An 18,402-nucleotide genomic window follows, 5' to 3' on the forward strand; every position below is an offset into this window, starting at 1 on the left:
TCCAAAAGACAAACAAGGTTTATCCACAAAATGTGGATAAACCCAATTAATCCGTGGATAACTTTGTGAATAGCTGACAATTTAGTATTATTGCATTCTGCTCTTTTATATTTTTACAAAAATGTTCTAACTGTTGAATACCCTCTGGAACCTCATCCTTTTCTATAGTAAAAAAGTCAAAGAACTGAAAGATCGGTACAGATTGTGGATGGTTTGTTAGTAAGTACAATTGTTGAACACTTTTTTCTTTCATATACTGCAAAAACATTTCAAAAAAATATAAGAAAGTCTGTTTATCCACATGAGGTGTGAATAAACAAGAACGAATAAGTACATCTTCCCCACTTTGTTCATAACCAATTACAGCTCTTATTTCTTCCGCCTCTTCCAAAATCATAAATTGTGCGTACAACTCATTTATTTTATCATCTTTTTTATTAGCTTGTCCGAAAAAAGAATGTAATCTTTCCACATCTGCTTTCGTAGCAAAATACACTTTCTTCATAATAAATCCCTCCTCATTTTTATATATGAGGAGGGATTTATTAATAGTACTATTTAGAGAATAAAGATGTAAAAGCTTCTACAATAAACAATTTAACTTCTGGCTTTTTTTCTTCCTCTTCTACTTTTACATACTCATTTTGCTTTTCTTGTTTTTTCTCCACAGGTTTCTCCACTTTTTCCACCGTTTTTGTTTCTTCTTTACTTACAGGCTGCTCTTCGACTTTTGTTTCATTTTTTACTACTTTCTTTTCAGAAGCTGTTACTTCTTTTACTACTTCCTGTTTTACAACTTTCGTTTCTTTAACCTTATCCACTTTCTTCTCTTCTGTATTTACTACTTCCTCATCTAGTTGTTTCACCTGCTCCTCTTCAGGAGATTCCGCCTTCACAACGTGCTCTTCTTTTCTTACAGCTGTCCCACTCGAAAAATCTAAGAAACACATTGGTGGAAATAATACACACCACCAGTTCGCCCCTTCACCTTCTCCAATTGTAATCAATACCGCTTCATATTCTCCTGCTGGATAAATAAAATTCCCATATACCTTTGTAGGAAACTTTACATTCTTACTAAATTTCACTTGAAATGATTCTTTACTTCCTTCTCTTTTTAACGTATTTTCCACCGTTTTCTCGATTTCTGGAATATGACTTTGAATTACTTTGCGCGCCTCTTCAAATGAAGTTAAATCCGCTACCCATCCATCAATTTGTGCTTTTACTTCATCACGCACTTTACGCTTTAATGCCTGGTCTTTATCTGAATCACTATTTGCTAAAATTCGTAATCGAACGGCCTCTTTCGGAATAACTGAAGGCCCTTTTGCATCAGCTTTCATATATCCAAACTGCACAAGTAACTGTGCACCAATTAATAATATAAGAAGATAAGCAATAACTTGTTTTTTCATTTCCTCCACCGTCCCCTCTACAAACAGTGTGGACAGACTTTCATATTTCTAAACTATTAAATTCAAAATCTATATGAATTTTCCCACAAAAAAATGGAGTAAGGTGTGAACCTTACTCCATCTCTGCAAATACCATACGGTCTTTTCCGTTAATATCAAAAACAACCTCAACATGGGCATGTGGAAAAGCTTGTTGTAACAATCTTTTTACATCCTCACCTTGTCCTACTCCAATTTCAAACGCTACAATTGCTTTCTCCTGCAACACATTCGGCAATTCTTCCATAAAACGGCGATAAAAATCTAATCCGTCTTCTCCACCAACAAGCGCTCTCTTCGGCTCATGCTCTTTCACAACAGGAGAAAGACCACGCCAATCCTCTTCCGGTATATATGGAGGATTTGAAACAACAACATCTAGCTTTTGACCCGTTTTATGAAATGGTGACAATAAATCACCGTGATAGAACGTTACTTCTGCACCTAAAGCTTTTGCATTTTCTTTTGCAACTTCAATCGACTCTTGTGCAATATCTACTGTATACACGTGGAGATTTTTATTTTCTAAAGCAAGCGTAATAGAAATCGCTCCACTACCTGTGCCTATATCTGCTACATGTAGTTCCTTGTCGCCAAAATGGCGCTCAATTCTTTCTAATACTCCTACTATAAGCTCTTCTGTTTCCGGTCTTGGTATTAATACTTCTTCATTCACAAAGAACGACCGGCCATAAAACATTTCATAACCAATCATATATTGAATAGGAATACCTTCTACGTGCTTGTGGATAAACTCCGTAAAGCTTGCCTCTTGTTCCTCATTTATTTCTTCACGCATATTCATAAGTAATCCTGTTCTGTTCATCTTTAATACATGACAAAGGACAATTTCTCCCGCATTTTCATCTCGTCCATTTTCCTGTAAAAAAGAAGAAGCCCATTTCAGGGCTTCATAGACACGCATTACTCAGCTGCCTCCATCCTTTGAGCCTGATCTTCCATCACTAAGGCATTGATGAAATCATCTAACTTACCTTGTAAGATTTGATCTAGCTTTTGAATCGTTAAACCGATTCGATGGTCTGTAACACGGTTTTGCGGGAAGTTATACGTACGAATACGCTCTGAACGATCACCCGTACCAACAGCTTGTTTACGGTTTTGATCATATTCAGCTTGTGCTTCTTGTCTAAACTTATCATAAACACGTGCGCGTAATACTTTCATCGCTTTTTCTTTATTCTTAATTTGTGATTTCTCATCCTGACAAGATACAACTACACCAGTCGGTAAATGCGTTAAACGTACCGCTGACATCGTTGTATTAACACTTTGTCCACCAGGACCACTAGAAGCGAATGTATCAACACGAACATCTTTCTCGTGAATGTCGATTTCTACTTCTTCTGCCTCTGGTAATACAGCTACAGTTGCTGTAGATGTATGAATACGTCCACCAGATTCCGTTTCAGGAACACGTTGTACACGGTGAGCACCATTCTCGAATTTCAGCTTCGCGAAAGCACCTTTACCGTTAATCATAAAGATAATCTCTTTATATCCACCTAACTCTGTATAGCTAGCCTCGATAATTTCTGTTTTCCAACCTTGAACCTCAGCATAACGGCTATACATGCGGTATAAGTCACCAGCAAATAAAGCGGCCTCATCGCCACCAGCAGCCCCACGAACCTCAACGATAACGTTCTTATCATCATTAGGGTCCTTTGGAACTAGTAAAATTTTCAGACGTTCTGATAACGTTTTTTCTTGTGATTCTAACTCAGAAACCTCTTCTTTTACCATGTCACGCATTTCAGCGTCTAACTTCTCTTCTAACATTGCTTTCGCATCTTTTAATTGCTCACGAACATCCTTATACTCACGATACACCTCTACCGTTTCCTGTATATCAGACTGTTCCTTTGAATATTCACGAAGCTTATTTGTATCGCTAATAACCTCTGGGTCACTTAACAATTCATTTAACTTCTCATAACGATTTTCTACAGCTTGCAAACGATCTAACACATCATTCACCTCTACATCCTAGTATCTAATACAAATAGTATATGGTACTTACTCAAAAAAACGCAAATTATATTTAAAAGCGTAAGCGGCTTGCTCAGAATCGCAGGCCATTGGAGCTCTCGACCTTGAAGCGCTTTTTGCTTCAAGCGAGAGAGTGAAATGGCCGGAGATTCTAGCCGCTGAAGCTAGATAATATTTAAAAGCATAAGTGGCTCACACCACCCACACTCTCCATTCTGAAAAAAACCCGCCTTGCGCAGCGAGTTTTACTTGTCTTTGTTTGTAGGAACTGCATGACAATGACGACATCGTGGTTCATACGATTCTGAAGCCCCAACTAAAATAATCGGATCATCAAATGCCGCTGGTTCTCCATCAATTAATCGTTGTGTACGACTTGCCGGAGATCCACATGCAGAACATACTGCTTGTAGCTTTGTTACATGTTCAGCAATTGCCATCAGCTGAGGAACTTGTCCAAATGGTAGACCACGGAAATCTTGGTCTAAACCAGCTACAATGACACGATAGCCACGATTTGCCAATACTTGCACCACTTCCACAATGTCCCCATCAAAGAATTGTACCTCATCGATTGCAATTACATCCATATCTTCAGTGATATGTTCAAATATATCTTTTGAAGCTGAAACAGGAACTGCTTTTACCTTTAATCCGTTATGTGATACAACGTCTTCTTCACTATAGCGATTATCAATACATGGTTTAAATACAATTGCATGTTGTTTTGCAAATTGCGTACGGCGCACACGGCGGATTAACTCTTCTGATTTACCAGAAAACATACTACCGCAAATCACTTCAATCCAGCCATTTTGATTTATTAAGTACATGAAGCTCTCCTTTCATCTACTTTTTAGTTAAAAGTAGGGTAAAGGTATAATATTTTCACAAAAAAAACAGACAAGCGAATACATACACTTGCCTGTTTTATGTTTTTATTACTTGATACCGTATTTCTTATTGAAGCGATCAACGCGTCCGTCTGCAGTAGCAAACTTCTGACGTCCAGTGTAGAATGGGTGAGAATCAGAACTGATCTCAACTTTTAGTAATGGATAAGTGTTACCATCTTCCCACTCAACAGTTTCGCTAGAGCCTTTAGTAGACCCGCTTAAGAATTTGAAGCCTGTGTTTGTGTCCATGAATACAACTTTCTTGTAATCTGGGTGAATTCCTGCTTTCATTCTTTTCATCTCCTTCCGCCCTGAATCATTTTCGAAACAGAGTTTTTCATCTTCAGCTGCATACACAACTATATTGATGAAACACATATGATGAAATTATAACAAGGCTAACTTCATTTTGCAACTACCTGTTTTTGTCTTTTGAAATTTAAAGTGGCTTGGGCTCGATCAGCTCTGACCAGCTAAGGTTCTCCCACTTATTTCTCTCTTTAATATCACCTAAAAGGCATAAGAAAACTCGCTTACTATAAAATAAGCGAGTCCCAATCTTTTCCCTTTACTTAGTTGTTACATACCTTTTAGAGTCTGCAACAATGTTTTGTAAAAATTCTTCGTTTGTCTTCGTTTGACGAAGCTTACGTAAGAAACTTTCAACAAAGTCTGGTGTATCACGCATTGTTTTACGAATGCCCCATAACTTGTCTAAATGCTCTTTTGGAATTAATAGATCTTCTTTACGTGTACCAGAACGACGAATATCAATCGCTGGGAAGATACGACGTTCAGCTAACGAACGATCTAAGTGAAGTTCCATATTTCCAGTTCCTTTAAATTCCTCGTAAATAACATCGTCCATACGAGATCCTGTATCAACAAGGGCTGTTGCTAAAATCGTTAAGCTACCGCCTTCTTCAATATTACGTGCAGCTCCAAAGAAACGCTTCGGTCTATGGAAAGCCGCTGGGTCGATACCACCCGATAATGTTCTACCACTTGGCGGAATAACGAGGTTGTAAGCTCGCGCTAAACGGGTAATACTATCCATTAAAATGATAACATCTTTTTTGTGCTCTACAAGACGCATTGCACGTTCTAACACAAGTTCAGCTACTTTAATATGATTTTCTGGTACTTCATCAAAAGTAGAACTTACAACGTCACCCTTAACAGAACGTTCAATGTCTGTTACTTCCTCTGGACGCTCATCAATTAAAAGAACAATTAATTCTGCTTCTGGATGATTTGTTGTAACACTGTGTGCAATTTCTTTTAATAGACTTGTTTTACCAGCCTTTGGAGGCGCAACAATTAAACCACGTTGTCCAAATCCAACTGGTGCGATTAAATCCATGATACGTGTCGGTAACTTTTTCGGTTCCGTTTCCAATTTCATTTGGCGATCTGGGTATAATGGTGTTAATGCAGGGAAATGCACACGCTCTTTTGCTGAATCTGGATCATCTCCGTTTACAGCTTCAACTTGTAATAACCCAAAATAGCGTTCATTTTCTTTCGGAGGTCGTACTTTACCAGAAACTTTGTCTCCATTACGTAAATCGAAACGACGAATTTGCGAAGCTGAGATATAAATATCTTCTGAGCTTGGAGAATAGTTGATAGGACGTAGGAATCCAAATCCTTCTGATTGAATAATTTCTAATACGCCTTCCATGAAAAAGAAACCTTCTTTTTCTGCTCGAGCTTTCAAAATAGAAAAGATTAACTCTTTTTTCGTTAACTTGCTATAATACGAAATCTTAAATTCTTTCGCAAGCTCGTATAACTCTTTTAATTTCATGTTTTCTAATGCTGCAATTGACAAATTCATTCAGACACCACACTTTAACGTTATTCTCTTTTTTCATGGGTAAAGGGAAAAATACGGAAGGCAAATAATTAATAATGAAAGGCAATAAGTTCAAGTAGGGTAATATTCACTATTGTAACCCTTTTATCTAGTTTTAATCAATACGTTGGAACACAAATACAAGAAGCGAAGACAAGAAAATTTGTCTTCGCTTCTTATTTAGTTTAGTTCCAGCTCCGATAGTTAAAAAGATCGACCATTTTAACCTTTCTGAAGGAGCCGCTTACGCTTTTTATTTAATCCAGCTTCAGCAGCTAGAATGGTCGGTGGCTTCACTTCTTCCTGCGAGGCAAAAAGCGCCTCTACGTCAGAAGCTCCATCCCCCTCCCATTCTGAACGAGCCGCTTACGCTTTTTATTTAATCCAGCTCCGGTGGCTAGAAGGGTCAGTCATTTCACCCCTTCCTGCGAGGCACAAAACGCCTCTTCGTCAGGAGTTCCAATGCCTTCCCCTTCTGAGCAAGCTGCTTACGCTTTTTACTTAAATCCAGTTCCAGCGGCTAGAATCTCCGGTCATTTCACTCTCTCACTCGAAGCAAAGAGCGCTTCAAGGTCGAGAGTTCCAATGTCCTGCGATTCTGAGCGAGCCACTTCCACCTTTTACTTAATAACCAAGTTCGGTTTTTTATTTAAGCTATGACGACCATCTACGAAGCGAACTGTGCCTGATTTCGCACGCATAACAAGAGATTGCGTTGTTCCTACGCTACCTTTAAATTGAACACCGCGTAATAGTTCTCCATCTGTTACACCTGTTGCTGCAAAGATTGCATCGTCACCTTTTACTAAGTCCTCCATACGAAGGATACGATTAATGTCTTCTATGCCCATTTTTTTACAACGCGCTAATTCAGCTTCGTTTTGTGGCAATAGTTTTCCGTGAATTTCTCCACCTAAACATTTTAAAGCAACTGCTGCTAATACACCTTCAGGTGCTCCACCAGATCCAAATAAAATATCTACACCTGTACGATCAAACGCTGTATTAATCGCTCCAGCTACATCTCCATCATTAATTAATTTAATACGAGCACCAGCTTTACGAATTTCTTCGATAATTTCTTGATGACGTGGGCGATTTAAAACTGTCGCTACAACATCTTCAATATCTTTATTTTTCGCTTTCGCAACTGCACGTAAGTTATCAATAATAGGCGCATCAATGTCGACCGCCCCAACTGCTTCTGGGCCAACCGCGATTTTATCCATGTACATGTCAGGAGCATGTAACAAATTACCATGGTCTGCAATTGCAATAACAGCAAGAGCATTCCAGCCACCAGCTGCTACGATGTTTGTCCCTTCTAAAGGATCAACTGCAACGTCTACACGTGGTCCATATCCTGTACCTAATTTCTCTCCGATATATAGCATTGGTGCTTCATCCATCTCACCTTCACCAATTACAACTGTACCTTTCATCGGAATTGTATCAAATACATCACGCATAGCTGATGTTGCTGCACCGTCTGCTTCATCTTTTTTCCCGCGCCCCATCCAACGCGCTGATGATAATGCTGCAGCCTCTGTTACACGTACTAACTCCATAGATAAACTTCTTTCCACAATAATCCCTCTCCTTTAAGTCTTTATATTTCTGCCGTATTTTGTGAACCGTGTTTTTCTATAAAGTGTACTTCCGCAAGTAGTGATCCTTCGCTTCCCCCTTGCGGAAGTATCACTTATGCGTTCTTCATCTCTTCAATTTCTTGTTTTGTCATTTGTTCTCGCCAAATGTTTGCTCCAAGCCCTTTAAGCTTGTCCACTATATTCTCATAACCTCGATCAATATGCTCAAGTCCTGTTACTTCTGTAATTCCATCTGCCATTAACCCTGCAATAACAAGTGCCGCTCCCGCTCGTAAATCACTCGCCTTCACTTTTGCACCTTGCAGTAACACAGGACCAGTTACAATTGCCGAACGACCTTCTACTTTAATTTGAGCATTCATACGACGTAATTCATCAATGTGTTTGAAACGGGCACCGTAAATTGTATCTGTTACAACTCCCGTCCCGTGCGCTTTTGTTAAAAGCGTCGTAAACGGCTGTTGTAAATCTGTTGGAAAACCTGGATATACAAGCGTTTTGATATCAACTACTTTTAACTTTCTATTACCGTTCACCGTAATTTGATCATCGTTCGTTTCAACTTGAACACCAGCTTCTCTTAGCTTTGCAGTAACTGATTCTAAGTGCTGAGGAATAACGTTATCAACCGTTACTTCTCCTCCTGATGCAGCTCCTAGAATCATATACGTACCAGCTTCGATACGATCTGGGATGATAGTATGGTGACAACCATGTAAAGAGTCCACACCATCTATTCGGATTACATCTGTACCAGCACCTTTAATACGTGCTCCCATGCTTGTTAACAATGTAGCTACATCAATAATCTCGGGCTCTTTCGCTGCATTTTCAATAACAGTTCTACCTTTCGCTCGTACAGCTGCTAGCATAATATTAATCGTAGCTCCCACACTAACAACATCTAAATAAATACGTGCTCCATGTAGTTCATCTGCCCTTAAATAGATGGCACCTTGTTCATTTGTAACATGTGCACCCAGCGCTTCAAACCCTTTAATATGCTGATCAATTGGCCTCGGTCCTAAATGACATCCACCCGGAAGCCCAATAACAGCTTTTTTAAAACGGCCAAGCATCGCACCCATTAAATAATAAGAAGCGCGCAACTTTTTCACTTTTCCATTTGGCAAAGGCATTGCAACCATGTTAGAAGGATCGACTACCATCTCTTCCTCCTGTCCATAAGTTACTTTCCCTCCAATTTCCTCTAGTAAGTCTCCTAACATTTTCACGTCCGAAATATTAGGGACACCACCAATAGTTACTGGAGTATCTGCTAAAATTGTCGCTGGAATTAATGCAACGGCACTGTTCTTTGCACCGCTTACTCGAATTGTTCCATTTAAAGCTCTTCCGCCTTCAATTAGCAATTTTTCCATATTGAGCTCCCTTCTTGTGAATGTATTTACTTTCTATATTTTTATAGAAAGCTCCCCTTAAGAATCTCAATTACTCTTTCCATCCCAAAACTCAATAAAGTGAAACTTTAATTAGTCGGGGGTGTTTATCCCCCACTGGTTATTAGTTGAACCAATCGGGCTTTTACGGGCAGTTGACCCCCACCTAACTTTTTTGCTTCCACTAAATTTTGAGGTGGGGGTCTTACTGCCCTTTAATGCGGGATAAATAGGAAACCATTATCTTCATTTCTCCTGTAGCACGAATAGATAAAGATCAACTATTCATCGAATTCACTTTATCAATTTAGATACGTTATCACATTTATTAATAGGACTATGCACATTATTTTCTATTTAAAAACCAAAAATGATAAAATCTTTCGACTTGTTCACGCTTTCATTATACAACGAAAGGAAACCGTCTAAAAGACTAGACGGTTTCCAAAACGGAATTTTATTCTTACGCTTTACCGTTAGAACCGAACTCACGCATTTTACCAGCAACAGTTGCTTTAATAGCGTCGCGGCCAGGTCCGATAAATTTACGAGGATCGTAAACTTCTTGGTCTTTGTTTAATACTTCACGAACAGCTTTTGTAAACTCGATTTGGTTCTCAGTGTTTACGTTGATTTTTGAAGTACCTAAAGAGATAGCTTTTACGATATCAGCAGTTGGGATACCAGTACCACCGTGTAATACTAAAGGTACGCCAGTGAAGTCACGAACTTGTTCCATTTCAGCGAATCCTAAGTTAGGCTCACCTTTGTAAGGACCGTGTACAGAACCTAAAGCTGGAGCTAGGCAATCGATACCTGTTGCTTCAACAAGGTGCTTACACTCTGCTGGATCAGCGTAAATTACGCCTTCAGCGATTACGTCGTCTTCTTGTCCGCCAACTGTTCCAAGCTCAGCTTCAACAGATACGTTACGAGCGTGTGCGTATTCTACTACTTGTTTAGTAGTTTCAACGTTTTCTTCGAATGGGTGGTGAGAAGCGTCGATCATTACAGATGTGAAACCTGCATCAATTGCTTCTTTACATTTTTCGAAGCTTGAACCATGGTCAAGGTGAATCGCTACAGGAACAGTGATGTTCATTTCTTCGATTAAAGCTTTAACCATAGCTACAACTGTTTTGAAACCAGTCATATGACGAGCTGCACCCTCAGATACACCTAGGATTACAGGAGATTTTTCTTCTTCCGCAGCAGCTAAGATAGCTTGAGTCCACTCTAAGTTGTTCATGTTGAATTGACCAACTGCGTATTTTCCTTCTAGTGCTTTGTTTAGCATTTCTTTCATAGAAACTAAAGGCATGGTGAATCCTCCTAAAAAACGTTTTTTGTATCCGATAAGTTCTTATCGCTGGTAGTATGACCAGAATAAGGTAAAATATGTATATCTACATACCGGACTTTTTTCTACACTCAATAGGATAACAACTTGTACTCAAAAACTCAACCGTATTCACCTGCACAATAGTCCATGTAAACGCTTTTTTCCATATTTTTTATAAAAAATTCATTTTTACGCCTCTACAGCGAGCTCATTTCTCACAGCTTGACGAATTTCATCAATATCAAATGGTTTAGCAAAATGCATTAAAGCACCTAAATCTTTTGCTTCTTGGATCATATCAAGCTCTCCATAAGCAGTCATTAAAATGACTTTAATACTCTCATCAATTTCTTTTACATGCTTTAAAATCTCTATACCATCCATGCCTGGAATTTTCATATCTAATACTACTAAATCCGGATTATCTTTTTTCACGATATCTAAAGCTTGAAATCCATTCGCTGCTTGGAATGTCTGATAACCTTCTTTTTGGAACACTTCATGTAATAACACACGAATCCCATATTGATCATCAACGATTAAAATTTTACCTTCCATAATTCCCAACCTTTCTGTGTAAGTACAAGATTTAAAGCTTCTTATATCTTAACGATTTATTTTCGCTATTCTTTGGCAAATTCCTTCCTATTCTTTCTTATTTTACCGTTTCCTATTTTGTTATGCTACCCTACGATTTCACCTTTCTAAAAAAATAAACTATAATGAAAGCCGGCAAACACGTACGAAGGGAGTAACATTATGTTAAAAATTTTTTCAACTCAATTAAGTGGTTATTTCTCCAGAGTTTCTCAAAAAGAAGAAATGAATATAGAAGATAGCGCTCGTTTACTTGCTCAAGCACTAATTGGCGATGGTTTCATTTATTTATATGGTACAAATGAAATGGATGGTGTTGTTACCGAAGCACTATTCGGTGCTGAACCAATGAAGCAAGCAAAACGCTTATTTGAAAATGGTAAAGAAGCAGAAGTAACCTCTGCGGATCGTGTACTTCTTATTAGCCGTTTTTCAACAGATGAAGCAGTTGTAGAAATTGCAAAAAAACTACAAGAAGAGGGACACTCTATTGTCGGCATTTCTGCTCTTCAAGAAGGTACGAAATCACTGGAACAATATACAGACGTACATATTGATACAAAACTGTTAAAAGGCCTTATTCCAGACGATGAAGGTAATCGCTACGGGTTCCCAAGCTTAATAGTAGCTTTATTTGCTTATCACGGAATCAAATTTACAATCGATGAAATGTTAAACGAATATTAAAAAAAAGCGCCGTCACTTTAAAGTGACGGCGCTTTTTTTATTACTTGCTCTCTTTATTCGTAATAGAAGCTCTTACGAAGTCATGGAACAATGGTTGTGGACGGTTTGGACGAGAAACAAGTTCTGGGTGGAACTGTGCTGCTACGAACCAAGGGTGGTCTTTTAATTCAATGATTTCAACTAGACGACCGTCTGGGCTTGTACCAGAGAATACGAATCCTTCTTTTTCCATATCCGGACGGAACTGGTTGTTGAACTCATAACGATGACGATGACGCTCATATACAACCGGCTCATTATAAGCATTGTAAGCATTTGTTTCTTCAGAAAGCTTACATGGGTATAGACCAAGACGAAGTGTACCACCTAGGTCCTCTACATCTTTTTGTTCTGGTAATAGGTCAATGATTGCGTATGGTGTATCAGGGTTAATCTCAGAAGAGTTAGCACCTTCTAAACCTAATACATTACGTGCGAATTCGATTGATGCAAGTTGCATACCTAAGCAAATTCCTAAGAATGGAACTTTGTTTTCACGAGCATATTGAATCGCAACGATTTTACCTTCTACACCACGATCGCCGAAGCCACCTGGTACAAGGATACCATCTGTGTCTCCTACTAATTCTTGTACATTTTCTGCTGTTACGTGCTCAGCATTTACCCATTTTACTTCTACATCTGTATCGAATGAGTAACCAGCATGACGAAGTGCTTCTACAACAGAAATATATGCATCTTGAAGTTCTACATATTTACCAACAAGAGCGATTTTTGTTTTCTTAGAAAGGTTACGTACCTTGTTAACTAGCGCAGTCCACTCTGTCATATCTGCAGCTGGATTGTCTAATTTTAAGTGATCACAAACGATTTGGTCCATGTTTTGTTCTTGAAGAGATAATGGAACCGCATATAAAGTATCTGCATCGCGAGCTTCGATAACTGCTTTTGTATCGATGTCACAGAATAATGCAAGCTTGTCTTTCATATCTTGAGAAACAGGAAGTTCTGTACGAACAACGATAATATTTGGTTGAATACCTAAGCTACGAAGTTCTTTAACACTATGTTGTGTTGGTTTTGTTTTCATTTCACCCGCTGCTTTTAAGTACGGGATTAACGTACAGTGAATGTACATTACATTGTCACGACCGATGTCGCTCTTAATTTGACGGATTGCTTCTAAGAATGGTAGAGACTCGATATCACCAACAGTTCCACCGATTTCTGTAATAACAACATCCGCATTTGTTTCACGGCCAGAACGATATACGCGCTCTTTAATTTCGTTAGTAATGTGAGGAATAACTTGAACTGTTCCTCCTAAATATTCACCGCGACGCTCTTTTTGAAGAACTGAAGAGTAAATTTTACCTGTTGTTACGTTGCTGTATTTGTTTAAGTTAATGTCGATAAAACGCTCATAGTGACCAAGGTCTAAGTCAGTTTCTGCGCCATCATCTGTTACGAATACCTCACCGTGTTGGTATGGGCTCATAGTCCCTGGGTCTACGTTAATGTATGGATCAAACTTTTGAATCGTTACATTTAAACCACGATTTTTTAAAAGTCTTCCAAGAGATGCTGCTGTAATACCTTTTCCTAAAGACGATACTACACCGCCTGTTACAAAAATATACTTAGTCATGAAAAAGCTCCCTTCTATTTTGCTGTTATATAATCACCGTTGCAAAGCGCAACGTATGTAGATAACACTGTATCCATCTTATTGTTAGACTCTTTTTATTTTCTAAACAAAAAACAAAAAAGAAAATTGCTCCCCTCATCACATAAAGTAATAAGTAGGGAGCAATTTTCTTTTATATTTACACTTTAAAAGTATTATCGTCCTTTTTTAAAGAGCCCAAAAATGATTCTACATGGACGATAATGAAAAGTCAAGAACTACAGTTCTTCCTCTTCTTCTTCAGTTTCATCATACTCAAGTTCTTCTTCAGCGAAGTCGTCTTCTTCATCTTCTTCTAAATCATCAAGATCGTCGTCATCTCCGTCTTCTTCTTCAAGAACCTTGTCCAAATCTTCTACATCATCTTCTTCGTCTGCATTTCCGTCTGCATCGTCAAAGTCATCTTCATCTTCTTCAATGTAGTCGTCAAAACCGTCTTCTTCAACTTTACGTTTCTTCTTCGGTTTTGGCTGCGGTAAGATTTCTTCATCAATTTGCTCATATGGGTACCAGCTGCGTAGTCCCCAACGATTTTCTCCTAAATTAATGAAACGTCCATCGATGTTTAAGTCTGTATAAAATTGTGCGAGTTTCGCATTAACTTGCTCTTGAGATAGTCCCAGCACTTGAGCGATTTCTTGAACCAACTCGTTGAATGTCGTTGCTTGTCTTTTATCCCCTAAAACGCTATGTACAACTTCAATCATTGAACATTCTTTTAGCTCTTCTGGTGAATATTGCTTAAAATTCACTTATGCGGCACTTCCTTTCATCAAATATAACCTTATATATAACGGTCTGCTTAAAAAAATCCATACTATTCATTATAAACAAAAGTCGCACAAATATGCTACAAAAAAAACGGGAAACTTTTATATGGTAATAAAATTAATAATTTGTCTGTTCCTTATTTCGGAAGCATATGGGCACCTTGCAACACATACCTAATTTGCATTTCTGTATATTCTTCAAGCGTATACAGTTTTTGCAGCGCCCAGCGTCTAAACCCCCACATTTGTCCTTGTATAAAAATATTATGTGCAAGAAGCTGTATTTCTTTTTTATTTAATATAAACGTTCCATTTTCCGTACACTGTTCTAAAATATCCTCAAACATTCCTACCATTTGAAACTCTTTTTCTAATACATATGGGAGAGATTCTTTCGGTAAAAAACGTACTTCTTGATACATAATTAATACTTCTTCTTGTAATTCGTCCATCACTTTAAAGTAATTCGTTATCGCTATCTTTAAACTTTCTATACTCCCTTTTTCTGTACATACTACTTCCTCTAATCGTTCTTTTACATGTTCATATATACTATCACAAACTAAATACAAAACATCATCTTTTGTACGAATGTACTCATAAAGTGTCCCTATACTAAATCCCGCCGCTTTTGCAATCTCTCTCGTTGTTGTACGCGGAAATCCTTTTTGTTTAAACAGTTGCACCGCACCTTTAATCATTTGTTCACGTCTTAACGCAACTAATTTTTCATCTTTCACCGATGCATGTACATTATGTTTAACCATTACCTTCACCTCTCTCTATTATTTTTTGGAAGGAAAAAGCGTAGGAAAATACCTACGCTTTCGTTCCTACTTCGTTAACATACGAGAAATTACAAGCCTCTGAATCTCTTGTGTTCCTTCATATATTTGTGTAATCTTTGCATCTCGCATATAACGCTCTACTGGATAATCTTTCGTATAACCGTAACCACCAAATACTTGCACCGCTTCAGTCGTCACCTTCATCGCTGTATCCCCCGCAAATACTTTTGACATCGCTGATTCTTTTCCATACGGAAGCCCTTCTGATTCAAGCCAAGCCGCTTGATATGTTAAAAGGCGTGCCGCTTCTACATCTGTTGCCATATCCGCAAGTTTAAAGCCAATCCCTTGCTGCGCCGCAATTGGCTTTCCAAATTGATGGCGCTCCCTTGCATATTCTACAGAAGCATCTAAAGCCCCTTGTGCAATACCAACAGCTTGCGCCGCAATACCGTTACGACCTCCATCTAATGTTTGCATCGCAACTTTAAATCCTTGCCCCTCTTCTCCAAGTAGATTCTCTACAGGAATACGGCAATCTTCAAACATAATTTCAGTCGTTGGTGAAGAGCGAATCCCTAGCTTGCTCTCCTTCTTCCCAACTGAAAATCCCGGTGTATCACTTTCTACAATAAATGCACTCGTACCGCGCTGCTTCGATTCAGGATTAGTTAGCGCAAAAACAACATAAATATCAGCAATACCGCCATTTGTAATGAAAATTTTTGATCCATTTAAAATATAATGGTCGCCATCTCTCTTTGCGATTGTCTTCATTCCACCAGCATCCGATCCAGATCCTGGCTCCGTTAAGCCGTATGCACCAATTTTCTTCCCTTCAGCCATCGGTCGTAAAAACTTTTGCTTTTGTTCTTCTGTCCCAAATTTAAAAATTGGCCATCCCGCAAGTGAAGTATGTGCAGATAGTGTTACACCTGTTGAAGCACAAACTCGAGATAATTCTTCAATAGCAATTACGTATGCTAAGTAATCGCTTCCAATTCCTCCGTATTCTTCAGGCCACGGAATACCGGTTAAACCAAGCTCTGCCATTTGATCAAATAACTCTCGATCAAATCTCTCTTCCTCATCACGCTCAGCTGCTGTTGGTGCTACTTCATTTTTAGCAAAATCTCGAACCATTTTTCTTATCATTTCATGTTCTTCTGATAGTTTAAAATGCATCTCCGTCTCCCCCTCGCCCTTTTATAAAGCACGGCTAATAACAAGTTTCTGTATTTCACTTGTTCCTTCATATATTTGCGTGATTTTCGCATCACGGAAAAATCGTTCTACTGGATAGTCTTTCGTATAACCGTAACCACCAAATACTTGCACCGCCTCAATCGCGACTTCAACCGCTGTCTTAGAAGCAAATAATTTCGCAATAGATGCTTCTTTACCGCATGGTAATCCTTGTGCCCTAAGAGACGCCGCTCTATATACGAGTAACCTTGCTGCTTCGACACTTGTTGCCATATCTGCAAGTTTGAAGCCAATCCCTTGCTGCGCCGCAATTGGTTTCCCAAATTGCTCTCGTTCTTTTGCATAATCAATCGCACATGCAAGCGCCGCTTCAGCAATTCCTAACGCCTGTGCACCGATTCCAATTCGCCCAACATCTAAATTCGCCATTGCCACCTTGAATCCTTGTCCTTCTTCCCCAAGTAAATTCTCAGCTGGCACTTTCATATCTTCAAAAGTAAGTTGTACCGTACGAGAACCGAGAAGCCCCATCTTATGTTCATCTTTTCCGATGATTAAACCAGGTGTATCTTTCTCTACTATAAATGCAGAAATACCACTTTTTCCTGCATCTGGATTTGTAGAAGCGAATACAATGTACGTACTTGCTTCACCACCATTTGTAATAAACACTTTCGATCCATTAATAATATAATGATCGCCTTTTTTTACAGCTCTTGATTTCAAACTCCCTGCATCCGATCCTGCATTTGGCTCTGTTAAAGCAAATGCGCCTAAATATTCCCCGGTTGCAAGTTTAGAAACATATTTTTTCTTCTGTTCTTCTGTTCCGAAATATAAAATCGGATTCATTCCAACTGACGTATGTACAGCTAAAATTACACCAACTGTTGCACTTACCTTTGAGATTTCCTCAATTGCTAGAATGTAAGAAATAAAATCCATTTCTGCCCCGCCGTATTTTGCAGGCGCTGGAATCCCCATTAATCCAAGATTACCCATCTTTTGTAAAACCTCTTTTGGGAACACCCCTTGTTCCATACTAGGAACAAAGGGAGCTATTTCCTTCTGTGCAAAATCCCGAACCATTTTCCTCATCATTTGCTGCTCTTCATTAAAACGAAAGTTCATATACTCCGCCTCCATTTGCTATATATCCTTTTAACAATTTGGTAAGACCACTATTTTGTAACAAAGGGGGAATTTATTCGTAAACGTAGAATCCACGACCTGTTTTACGACCTAACCATCCTGCATTCACATACTTACGTAATAACGGACATGGGCGATATTTACTATCTCCTAATCCTTCATGCAACACTTCCATAATGTATAAACACGTATCTAAACCGATAAAATCAGCGAGCGTCAAAGGCCCCATCGGATGGTTCATACCCAGCTTCATTACTTCATCAATTGCTTCTTTCGTCGCTACACCTTCATATAACGTATAAATTGCTTCGTTAATCATCGGTAACAAAATGCGGTTTGATACAAAACCTGGGAAATCATTTACTTCAACTGGTACTTTCCCAATTTTTTTCGTAATATCTTCAATTGCTTCATATACCGCATCATCTGTAGCCAAACCACGAATAATCTCAACAAGCTTCATAACTGGAACTGGATTCATAAAGTGCATACCGATTACTTTTTCCGGACGCTTCGTTACCGCTGCAATTTCTGTAATTGGCAGAGATGACGTATTCGTCGCTAAAATTGCGTGTTCTGGAGCAATTTCATCTAGATTCGCAAAGATTTTCTTTTTAATATCCATTTTCTCAACAGCTGCTTCAATAATAAGATCCGCTTCTTTCACACAATCTAAATCAAGCGTTACTGTAAGACGATTTAATGTCGCTTCCTTCTCTTCTTCCTTCATGCGTCCTTTTTCTACTTGGCGCGCTAAGTTTTTCGTAATGATAGCCAAACCTCTATCTAATTGCTCTTGTTTTAAATCTTGTACCTTCACGTCATATCCTGCCATTGCACATACTTGTGCAATTCCTGATCCCATTTGCCCTGCACCAATTACAACAATGTTTTGTACACCCATTTTTTCTTCCCCCTTAATTGTTAATAAATTTTATA

18 protein-coding genes are annotated in these 18,402 nt (G+C 38.6%); 1 reads left to right on the forward strand and 17 read right to left on the reverse strand.

From position 1 onward, the window contains the following. Positions 1 to 46 precede the first annotated feature (46 nt). The 11 genes from NZ044_RS26235 to spo0F form a co-directional block, all read right to left on the reverse strand. The gene (locus NZ044_RS26235) at positions 47 to 505 is read right to left on the reverse strand and encodes a mechanosensitive ion channel protein (RefSeq protein ID WP_000758437.1); all 459 of its coding nucleotides are present in this window, start codon (positions 503 to 505) and stop codon (positions 47 to 49) included. A 49-nt stretch (positions 506 to 554) separates the two neighbouring features. After that, positions 555 to 1,418, reverse strand: a complete 864-nt coding sequence (spoIIR, locus tag NZ044_RS26240) for a stage II sporulation protein R (RefSeq protein ID WP_016078210.1) — start codon at positions 1,416 to 1,418, stop codon at positions 555 to 557. A 112-nt stretch (positions 1,419 to 1,530) separates the two neighbouring features. Beyond that, complete coding sequence (gene prmC / locus NZ044_RS26245; RefSeq protein WP_001267024.1) at positions 1,531 to 2,382, reverse strand: peptide chain release factor N(5)-glutamine methyltransferase; 852 nt, start codon at positions 2,380 to 2,382, stop codon at positions 1,531 to 1,533. Next, the gene (prfA, locus tag NZ044_RS26250) at positions 2,382 to 3,449 is read right to left on the reverse strand and encodes a peptide chain release factor 1 (RefSeq protein ID WP_000887066.1); all 1,068 of its coding nucleotides are present in this window, start codon (positions 3,447 to 3,449) and stop codon (positions 2,382 to 2,384) included. Before prfA ends, prmC begins: the two co-directional genes overlap by 1 nt. Before the next feature lie 266 nt (positions 3,450 to 3,715). Beyond that, positions 3,716 to 4,303, reverse strand: coding sequence for a thymidine kinase (locus tag NZ044_RS26255; RefSeq protein WP_000280851.1), 588 nt, complete (start codon positions 4,301 to 4,303; stop codon positions 3,716 to 3,718). Between the two features lie 108 nt (positions 4,304 to 4,411). Further along, positions 4,412 to 4,657 carry a type B 50S ribosomal protein L31 gene (locus NZ044_RS26260; protein ID WP_000643435.1) on the reverse strand — a complete coding sequence of 82 codons (246 nt, stop codon included), beginning with the start codon at positions 4,655 to 4,657 and terminating at the stop codon, positions 4,412 to 4,414. 277 nt (positions 4,658 to 4,934) lie between these two features. After that, complete coding sequence (gene rho, locus NZ044_RS26265; protein ID WP_001053903.1) at positions 4,935 to 6,206, reverse strand: transcription termination factor Rho; 1,272 nt, start codon at positions 6,204 to 6,206, stop codon at positions 4,935 to 4,937. 638 nt (positions 6,207 to 6,844) lie between these two features. Next, on the reverse strand, positions 6,845 to 7,810 hold the full coding sequence (gene glpX, locus NZ044_RS26270) for a class II fructose-bisphosphatase (RefSeq protein ID WP_000442340.1): 966 nt from the start codon (positions 7,808 to 7,810) through the stop codon (positions 6,845 to 6,847). Positions 7,811 to 7,926: 116 nt separating this feature from the next. Next, on the reverse strand, positions 7,927 to 9,216 hold the full coding sequence (gene murA / locus NZ044_RS26275; protein WP_000413248.1) for a UDP-N-acetylglucosamine 1-carboxyvinyltransferase: 1,290 nt from the start codon (positions 9,214 to 9,216) through the stop codon (positions 7,927 to 7,929). Positions 9,217 to 9,697: 481 nt separating this feature from the next. Continuing rightward, the gene (locus NZ044_RS26280) at positions 9,698 to 10,555 is read right to left on the reverse strand and encodes a class II fructose-bisphosphate aldolase (RefSeq protein ID WP_001131856.1); all 858 of its coding nucleotides are present in this window, start codon (positions 10,553 to 10,555) and stop codon (positions 9,698 to 9,700) included. A 210-nt stretch (positions 10,556 to 10,765) separates the two neighbouring features. Beyond that, positions 10,766 to 11,134, reverse strand: a complete 369-nt coding sequence (gene spo0F, locus NZ044_RS26285) for a sporulation initiation phosphotransferase Spo0F (RefSeq protein ID WP_000398594.1) — start codon at positions 11,132 to 11,134, stop codon at positions 10,766 to 10,768. Positions 11,135 to 11,335: 201 nt separating this feature from the next. Between spo0F and NZ044_RS26290 the strand changes: the two genes are divergently transcribed. After that, positions 11,336 to 11,860, forward strand: a complete 525-nt coding sequence (locus NZ044_RS26290) for a DUF2529 domain-containing protein (protein ID WP_000912391.1) — start codon at positions 11,336 to 11,338, stop codon at positions 11,858 to 11,860. Between the two features lie 40 nt (positions 11,861 to 11,900). Here the strand turns inward: NZ044_RS26290 and pyrG are convergent, their stop codons facing one another. The 6 genes from pyrG to NZ044_RS26320 form a co-directional block, all read right to left on the reverse strand. Further along, positions 11,901 to 13,508, reverse strand: a complete 1,608-nt coding sequence (gene pyrG, locus NZ044_RS26295) for a CTP synthase (RefSeq protein WP_000170448.1) — start codon at positions 13,506 to 13,508, stop codon at positions 11,901 to 11,903. A 257-nt stretch (positions 13,509 to 13,765) separates the two neighbouring features. Further along, complete coding sequence (gene rpoE / locus NZ044_RS26300) at positions 13,766 to 14,299, reverse strand: DNA-directed RNA polymerase subunit delta (RefSeq protein ID WP_001009774.1); 534 nt, start codon at positions 14,297 to 14,299, stop codon at positions 13,766 to 13,768. A gap of 155 nt (positions 14,300 to 14,454) precedes the next feature. Further along, on the reverse strand, positions 14,455 to 15,084 hold the full coding sequence (locus NZ044_RS26305; protein WP_000238594.1) for a TetR/AcrR family transcriptional regulator: 630 nt from the start codon (positions 15,082 to 15,084) through the stop codon (positions 14,455 to 14,457). Between the two features lie 66 nt (positions 15,085 to 15,150). Beyond that, positions 15,151 to 16,290: an acyl-CoA dehydrogenase AcdA gene (gene acdA / locus NZ044_RS26310; RefSeq protein WP_000545547.1), complete on the reverse strand. Its 1,140-nt coding sequence runs from the start codon at positions 16,288 to 16,290 to the stop codon at positions 15,151 to 15,153. Positions 16,291 to 16,311: 21 nt separating this feature from the next. Next, on the reverse strand, positions 16,312 to 17,442 hold the full coding sequence (locus tag NZ044_RS26315; protein ID WP_001011191.1) for an acyl-CoA dehydrogenase: 1,131 nt from the start codon (positions 17,440 to 17,442) through the stop codon (positions 16,312 to 16,314). 73 nt (positions 17,443 to 17,515) lie between these two features. After that, positions 17,516 to 18,367, reverse strand: a complete 852-nt coding sequence (locus NZ044_RS26320; RefSeq protein ID WP_000538874.1) for a 3-hydroxybutyryl-CoA dehydrogenase — start codon at positions 18,365 to 18,367, stop codon at positions 17,516 to 17,518. Between the last annotated feature and the right edge of the window lie 35 nt (positions 18,368 to 18,402).

Source organism: Bacillus sp. FSL K6-1338 (genome assembly GCF_038006965.1).
Lineage (GTDB): Bacteria > Bacillota > Bacilli > Bacillales > Bacillaceae_G > Bacillus_A > Bacillus_A thuringiensis_S.